This window comes from Emticicia sp. (assembly GCF_049241225.1).
Lineage (GTDB): Bacteria > Bacteroidota > Bacteroidia > Cytophagales > Spirosomataceae > Emticicia.
This window is the reverse complement of sequence record NZ_JBMLRC010000422.1, coordinates 4,201-5,288: the sequence shown is the minus strand read 5'-3', so window position 1 is coordinate 5,288 and position 1,088 is coordinate 4,201. Positions and strand designations below refer to the sequence as shown.

Genomic DNA, 1,088 nt, shown 5'->3' with positions numbered 1-1,088 from the left:
AAACGCCCTCAAATCAACACAATATCATTGGCATTTGCTACTTCGTAGTTGATTGTTTTTAGATTTGCTGCTAACTCAGCCGAAGAAACCTTTGTGCGTGCTACTGCCAGCATTTCGCCGTGATTATCTACGATTTCTACAACTTCGCCGACTTCAAAATCACCTTTTACTTTTCTGATACCAACTGCCAGCAAACTACTGCGTTTTTGGATAGCTTTGGCTGCTCCTGCATCAATCTGTAAAGTTCCTACCGTAACGCTTCCACTGGCCAGCCATTTGTTTCTTGATGATAAATTTACTTCTTGAGCCGTAAACTCGCTTCCTGCATCGCCTTTAATGGCTTTCAAGATGCCATCTTGCTCTTTCATTCCGAAAATAATAACTCTGATTCCCATTCGAGTGGCGAGCTTCGTAAACGTGAGCTTTGAGGCCATTCCGCCTGAACCCAATGCCGATTTACTGTTATCAACCAAACCAAGAATCTGATTATCAATGTTTTCTATTTTACGAATGATGTTTTTGTCTTTATCCAAAAGTCCACCAACCGAAGTACAAATCATTAGCGTTTCTGCACCAAAACCGGTGGCGATGAGGGTAGCCAATTCATCGTTATCCGAAAATTTTAATTCACGATTACTCACTACGTCGTTTTCGTTGGCAATCGGAATAATATCGTTTTCCCACAATTCTTGGTAAGTTTCTTTCAACTGCAAAAACTGTTCACGATTGCCAAAATGTTGGCGTTCGCACAAACTTTGGGCAATCTGAATGCCGTATTGTGAGAAATATTTCGAGTAAATATTCAACAAAAGCGGATTCCCGATGGCAGCCGCAGCCTTACGCTCGGCAATTTCGCCCGAATAATTTTTGATAAAATGTTTTCCAGCACCCACCGCACCCGATGATACCATAACTATCTGATAGTCAGCGTGAAGGATGGCCACTTGGCGAGCAATATCGGCAATGATGGTTTCGTCAGGCTCTCCGTTTTTTTGAGTAATCGAAGCCGTTCCGAATTTTAGTATGAGGATAGGTTTTTGAATCATAATGGCAAAGATACGATTTTCAGACTACACAAAAAAAGCCTT

Annotated in this window: 1 protein-coding gene; it reads right to left on the bottom strand. The window is 41.6% G+C overall.

Annotation, left to right across the window (positions count from 1 at the left end):
• Positions 1-8 precede the first annotated feature (8 nt).
• Positions 9-1,043 (bottom strand): glutamate 5-kinase, encoded by a 1,035-nt coding sequence (gene proB / locus ACOVO2_RS21765; protein ID WP_421771992.1) that lies wholly within the window; start codon positions 1,041-1,043, stop codon positions 9-11.
• Between the last annotated feature and the right edge of the window lie 45 nt (positions 1,044-1,088).